Source organism: Mesorhizobium sp. M7A.F.Ca.US.006.04.2.1, assembly GCF_004022915.1.
GTDB classification, from domain to species: Bacteria; Pseudomonadota; Alphaproteobacteria; order Rhizobiales; family Rhizobiaceae; genus Mesorhizobium; species Mesorhizobium ciceri.
Window position 1 is genome coordinate 1 of record NZ_RZQA01000310.1, and the last position, 6,630, is coordinate 6,630.

The following is a 6,630-nucleotide window of genomic DNA, read 5'->3' on the forward strand; positions in this document are numbered from 1 at the left end:
CCTCACCACCGGCAGCGGGCCGCGGCTGCTGTTGCTGCGGCTGCTGGCGTGGCTGTTCTGCCTGGATCGGCGCCTCGTCGTCTTCCTCGATGACGGCAATCTCATCCTCGGGCTCGTCCGGCTCGACATAGGCCGGGAAGCTGCGCGCCTCGACAAAGCCTTCCGGCTTTTCAGCCAACGCGCCGCGGAAGATCGCATAGTGCTGCGAACCCACCGAATCGTCGGCCTCGACGGTGATCGTCAGCCCGAAGCGGCTTTCGAGTTCCACCAGCGTGCCGCGCTTGTGGTTGAGCACGTAGAGTGCTGTCGCCGCCGGCGTCCGCACCGTGATGTGGCTGCGCGAATCCTTGAGCAGGAATTCCTCGATCGCCCGCACCACCATCAGCGCGACCGACGAATCGGAGCGCACATGGCCGGTGCCGCCGCAATGCGGGCAAGGCTTCATGGTCGATTCCAGCACGCTGGCGCGGATGCGCTGGCGTGACATCTCCATGAGGCCGAAATGCGAGATACGGCCGACCTGGATGCGCGCACGATCGTTCTTGAGGTGATCCTTCAGCCGCTTCTCGACGGAGCGGTTGTTGCGGTTCTCCTCCATGTCGATGAAGTCGATGACGATCAGGCCGGCAAGATCGCGCAGCCTTAGCTGACGCGCGACTTCCTCGGCCGCTTCCAGATTGGTGTGGAGCGCGGTGTCCTCGATCGAGTGCTCCTTGGTGGAGCGGCCCGAATTCACGTCGATGGCAACCAGCGCTTCGGTCTGGTTGATGATGATGTAGCCGCCGCTCTTCAGCGTCACTTGCGGCTGCAGCATGCGGTCGAGCTGTGCCTCGATGCCGTTGCGCACGAAGATCGGCGTCGTGTCGCGGAACGGCTGAACCACCTTGGCGTGGCTCGGCATCAGCATGCGCATGAAGTCCTTGGCCTCGCGGTAGCCTTCCTCGCCGGAGACAAGAATCTCGTCGATATCCTTGTTGTAGAGGTCGCGCACCGAGCGCTTGATCAGGCTGCCTTCCTCGTAGACCAGGGCAGGGGCCGTGGACTGCAAGGTGAGATTGCGGACATTTTCCCAAAGCCGCATCAGATATTCGTAGTCGCGCTTGATCTCTGCCTTGGTGCGGCTCTCGCCGGCGGTGCGCAGGATGACGCCCATGCCCTGCGGCACTTCGAGATCGGCGACGACCTCCTTGAGCCGCTTGCGGTCGACCGCGCTGGTGATCTTGCGCGAAATGCCGCCGCCACGCGCCGTGTTCGGCATCAGCACCGAATAGCGGCCGGCCAGCGACAGATAGGTGGTCAGCGCCGCGCCCTTGTTGCCGCGCTCTTCCTTGACGACCTGCACCAGGAGGATCTGCCGGCGCTTGATCACTTCCTGGATCTTGTACTGGCGGCGCACCGGCTTGCGGCGGTTGCGCACTTCTTCCAGCGCATCCTCGGCGCCGACCGATTCGACCTCGTGATCGTCCGGATGCGAGGACTGCACTTCTTCCAGCATGCCGCGATCATTGTCGCCGGAGGTCGCTTCGCTACCTTGTTCGGCCAGCGGGACGGCTTCGGAAATCACATCGGCCTCGACCGAGGCGGCGATCGACGTCGGGCCGCCTTCGCGGATTTCGCCTTCGTCCTGCTCGGCCGAATCCTCACCATGCTCGGACGCATCAGCATGTTCGGACGAATCAGCCGCATGTTCGATGATCTCGGACGTGTGCGAGATGTCCTCGACACCAGCGTCGGCACCTTCTTCTGCCTCGTCGGCAGCGTCGCTCGCCTCGCCGGAATCGGCTGCATCGCGCTTGTGCTCGCCCCGGTCGCGGGGCTTGCCGCCGCGCCTGCGGCCGCGCCGTCCGCGATCGCGGCTCTGGCGATCATCGCCGTCGCCGTCCTCGTTCTCCTCGTCCTCAGCCTCCTGCGCTTCCGCGCGCAGCAGTGCCTGACGATCGGCGACCGGAATCTGGTAGTAATCGGGGTGGATTTCACTGAAGGCGAGAAAACCGTGACGGTTGCCGCCATATTCGACAAAGGCTGCCTGAAGGGAGGGCTCTACGCGCGTTACGCGGGCTAGGTAGATGTTTCCTTTGAGCTGCTTCTTGTCCTGGGATTCAAAGTCGAATTCTTCAATACGGTTACCGCGTATGACGACAACGCGTGTTTCCTCCGGGTGGGAGGCGTCTATCAGCATTTTGTTGGGCATTATTTCGTTTCCCCCCGGCAGCCGTCAGCCGCAGCTTGCGAGGCAAAGCCTGCTGCTGCGTGTCTGGAATGTGGGTGCCGGATATTTGAACGTCCGTCGGCCGCCGCTTGAGCGCCATGGCGGTGCCGCCCGCAGCCATAATGGCGCGGTTTGATGCGGACCTTTCCATGATTGCGCTTGAAGCCATCGTCACCAACAGAACCTTTTGAACCAAAGCCCGGACGAACCGGACCAGCTTGTTTGCTCATACAGAGCCGGCACGGGAACAAACCCGGCCGTTTTCCTCACGCAGGCGATTCCCCCGCCACGGGAGCACGCCTGCGAAATTCGTCGCGATCACCTGAACCCTTTTCGCCTGAAGCGAAAGGAGCCGCCTTTACGTCTGACCCTGTAGCAAGAAGCTGCGGAGGAGGGCGGTTCCAGGATTGCAGTGATCCACCATCGCTTTTATGATTTGGCGGGGTGGAAGGCAACCCCGATTTCCGATGCCGGCAAAAAGCCGTTCCGTAGCGTAAAGCCAGGCTTGCGGCCCTGCATGAAAAGGCTTGGTTAACCTTCTCTGGATACCAATCGTTAATCGAGTTCGCGGCCTAACCGGCATTTCGACGAAACGACCGGGCGCCGGGCGCCAAACCGGGAGCGACTGCAAGAGAGATGGGATTGGCGGACTTCACAGACAAGGGATGTCGTGTCGGCGGCCGGATCCTGGCCTCTTTCTGCCTCTTGCTGCTGCTGGCGGCCTCATCCGTCTTGTCTTCAAATGCCAGTGCCGCCGACGCTCCGCTCGTGGCAAAAGGCTACAAGATGGCCGGCGATGCCACCAAGATGCGCATCGTCATGGATTTCGACCGCGAACCCGATATCAAATGGTTCCTGCTGCGTGGTCCCAACCGTCTTGTCATCGATCTCGCGAATACGAGATTCGCCGTGGATGCCAAGGATTTGAAGGCGCGGGGCCTGGTCAAGGGCGTGCGCCTGGGCGAACTCGGCGAGGGCGTTTCGCGTCTGATCCTCACCGGCAAGGGACCCTTTGCCGTCGACAAGCTCGACGTGCTCAAGAACGAGGACGGAACCGGCTACCGCATTGCCATCGATATGTCGGCGGCATCCGAACGCGAGTTCGATGCCGCACTTGCCAATCAGGCGCTGACCACCGGATCGACCGTTTCGACCGACAAGGGAGGGCGGGTCGGCACCGGGCCGGTCTCCAATCCGGGCCATCGGTTCACCGTCGTCATCGACCCCGGCCATGGCGGCATCGACGGCGGTGCCGAGGGCCTGAACGGCACCATCGAAAAAAACGTCACGCTGGCCTTCGCCACGGAGCTGCGCGACAAACTCGCGGCCGTCGGCAATTACGATGTGTTCATGACGCGCGACACAGACGAATTCCTGCGTCTGGACGACCGCGTGCGCATTGCCCGTCAGCATGAGGCCGACCTGCTTATTTCGATCCATGCCGACACGATCAGCGTCAAGGGCATTCGCGGCGCCACCGTCTATACCGTCTCCGACAAGGCTTCGGACCCCGAGGCGCAGGCGCTTGCCGACCGTGAGAACCTCTCCGACCAGTTCGCCGGCATGGAAATCAAGAACGACAACAAGGAAGTCACCGACATCCTGATCGACCTGATCCGCCGCGAAACACACAATTTCTCGATGAGTTTCGCCCACACGCTGGTTGGCCAGTTGTCGACCAGCGTCGGTCTTATCAACAATCCGCAGCGCTCCGCGGGTTTCAAGGTGCTCAAGGCACCCGATGTGCCGTCGGTGCTGGTCGAACTCGGTTATCTCTCGAACGCCAAGGACGAGGCGCAGTTGCTCAACGCCGACTGGCGCGGCAAGGCGGCCCAGAGCATAACCAACGCCGTCGCGCTGTTCGCGTCGGCCAAGGCCGGATCGGGAACCGGAGGTTGACATGACCGGCGACGCCTGCAACCAGAGGCGGCGTTGCGCGACGACAACACCCAGTGCTTTTATTTCCGGCCAGCAGCCGTGAAATCAGGCATTGCCGTATTTTGTCCACATGGCGGCGACAAGGGTTTTCGATTACGGATTGGGACCGGCTCGAAAGCTTGCGTGAAAGGCGGCTTCGTTTAGGAAATTCCCGAACCAAGGACTGGAGCGGGTATGATTCGTCTCATTGGCTATTTTTTCGGCATCGGCACGACGCTGGCCCTTCTGGTCGCGGCGGGCGTTGCGATCTACATCGGCCATTTGTCGAAGGATCTGCCCGACTACGAGGTGCTGGCCAAATACGAGCCGCCGGTGACCACCCGCATCCATGCGTCCGACGGCGCGCTGATGGCCGAATATGCGCGCGAACGGCGCCTGTATCTGCCGATCCAGGCCATTCCGGACCGCGTCAAGGCGGCCTTCCTGTCGGCGGAAGACAAGAATTTCTACAATCACCCGGGCATCGATGTCACCGGCCTCGGCCGCGCCATCATCGTCAACCTGCAGAATTTCGGCTCGGGCCGGCGCCAGGTCGGCGCTTCGACGATCACCCAGCAGGTGGCGAAGAACTTCCTGTTGTCCTCGGACCAGACCTACGAGCGCAAGATCAAGGAGATGATCCTCGCCTTCCGCATCGAGCAGGCCTATCCCAAGGATCGCATTCTCGAGCTCTACCTCAACGAAATCTTCTTCGGCTTCGGCGCCTATGGCGTCGCCGGTGCGGCGCTGACCTATTTCGACAAGTCGGTCAACGAACTGTCCGTGGCCGAGGCCGCCTACCTGGCCTCCCTGCCCAAGGGGCCGAACAACTATCACCCTTTCAAGCATGCCGATCGCGCGATCGAGCGCCGCAACTGGGTCATCGATCAGATGGTCGAGAACGGCTATGTCACGCGTGAGGAAGGCAACAAGGCCAAGGCTGAGCCGCTGGGCGTGACGCCGCGGCGCAGCGGCACCTATCTGTTCGCCGGCGAGTACTTCACCGAAGAGGTGCGCCGCCAGATCATCGCCCGCTACGGCGAGAATGCACTCTACGAAGGCGGCCTCTCCGTCCGCACCACGCTCGATCCGAAGATCCAGCTCATTGCCCGCAAATCGATGCAGAACGGGTTGATGAAATACGACACGCTGCGCGGCTATCGCGGGCCGGTGACATCGATCGATGTCTCGGGCGACTGGGGCGTGCCGCTTGGCGCCGTCAAGGGACTGGAGGATGTTCCCGAATGGTCGCTCGCCGTCGTGCTCGACAGTTCGGCGACCGGCCTGTCGATCGGCCTGCAGCCCGCACGGCAGGCGTCGGGCGAGATCGTCAAGGAGCGCGTCGAAGGCACCATCAGCAAGGAGGACATGGGTTTTGCCATGCGCCATGTGGTCGCCGGCAAGACCGTCAAGGCCAAGTCGCCGGCGGAGGTGTTGAAGCCGGGCGACGTCATCTTCGTGCAGAAAAACGATGGTGCCGAGGGCACCTACAGCCTGCGCCAGGTGCCCGAAGTAGAGGGCGGCCTGATCGCCATGGACCCGCACACCGGCCGCGTGCTGGCCATGGTCGGCGGCTTCTCCTATGCGCAGTCCGAATTCAACCGCGCCACGCAAGCCATGCGCCAGCCGGGCTCCTCGTTCAAGCCGATCGTCTATTCGGCAGCGCTCGACAATGGCTATACGCCGGCCTCGGTTATCATGGACGGGCCGATCACGATCCAGAGCGGCAACACGAGCTGGACGCCGAAGAACTATGACGGCACCGTCGCCGGTCCGGCGACCCTGCGCTCCGGCATCGAGAAGTCGCGCAACCTGATGACGGTGCGGCTTGCCAATGACATGGGGATGAAGCTGGTGGTCGAATATGCCGAGCGCTTCGGTGTCTACGACCATCTGGCACCGTATCTGCCAATGGCGTTGGGTTCCGGCGAAACCACCGTGATGCGCATGGTGTCGGCCTATTCGATCATGGCCAATGGCGGCAAGTCGATCAAACCGTCGCTCATCGACCGCATCCAGGACCGCTACGGCAAGACGGTGTTCAAGCAGGACGAACGTGGCTGCCAGGGTTGCAATGCGCAGGAATGGCAGAACCAGCCGGAGCCGGAGCTGGTCGACAATTCCGAGCAGGTGCTCGACCCGATGACCGCCTACCAGATCACCTCGATGATGGAAGGGGTCGTGCAGCGCGGCACCGGCGCCACCATCGGCGAACTCGGCCGTCACATCGCCGGCAAGACCGGAACGACCAACGATGAAAAGGACGCCTGGTTCATCGGTTACACGCCCAACCTCGTCGTCGGCCTCTACATGGGCTATGACACGCCGCGCGGCCTCGGCCATGGCGCCACCGGTGGCGGCCTCGCAGCCCCGATCTTCAAGGACTTCATGCGAGTGGCGCTGGACGGCACGCCCAATGTCGACTTCAAGGTGCCGGAAGGCATGAACCTGGTCGCCATCAATCGCAAGACCGGCATGCGTGCCGCATCGGGCGATCCCGGCAC

3 protein-coding genes are annotated in these 6,630 nt (G+C 62.5%); 2 read left to right on the forward strand and 1 reads right to left on the reverse strand.

Annotated elements, in window-relative coordinates; all coding sequences use genetic code 11:
* On the reverse strand, nucleotides 1-2,191 hold a 2,191-nt coding region (locus tag EN925_RS17595), incomplete at its 3' end, for a ribonuclease E/G (protein WP_164894256.1).
* Between the two features lie 654 nt (nucleotides 2,192-2,845).
* Between EN925_RS17595 and EN925_RS17600 the strand changes: the two genes are divergently transcribed.
* Both EN925_RS17600 and EN925_RS17605 read left to right on the forward strand, forming a co-directional pair.
* Nucleotides 2,846-4,108 carry an N-acetylmuramoyl-L-alanine amidase gene (locus tag EN925_RS17600; RefSeq protein ID WP_064993631.1) on the forward strand — a complete coding sequence of 421 codons (1,263 nt, stop codon included), beginning with the start codon at nucleotides 2,846-2,848 and terminating at the stop codon, nucleotides 4,106-4,108.
* Nucleotides 4,109-4,321: 213 nt separating this feature from the next.
* A partial coding sequence (locus EN925_RS17605; RefSeq protein ID WP_164894257.1) for a penicillin-binding protein 1A occupies nucleotides 4,322-6,630 on the forward strand: 2,309 nt, incomplete at its 3' end.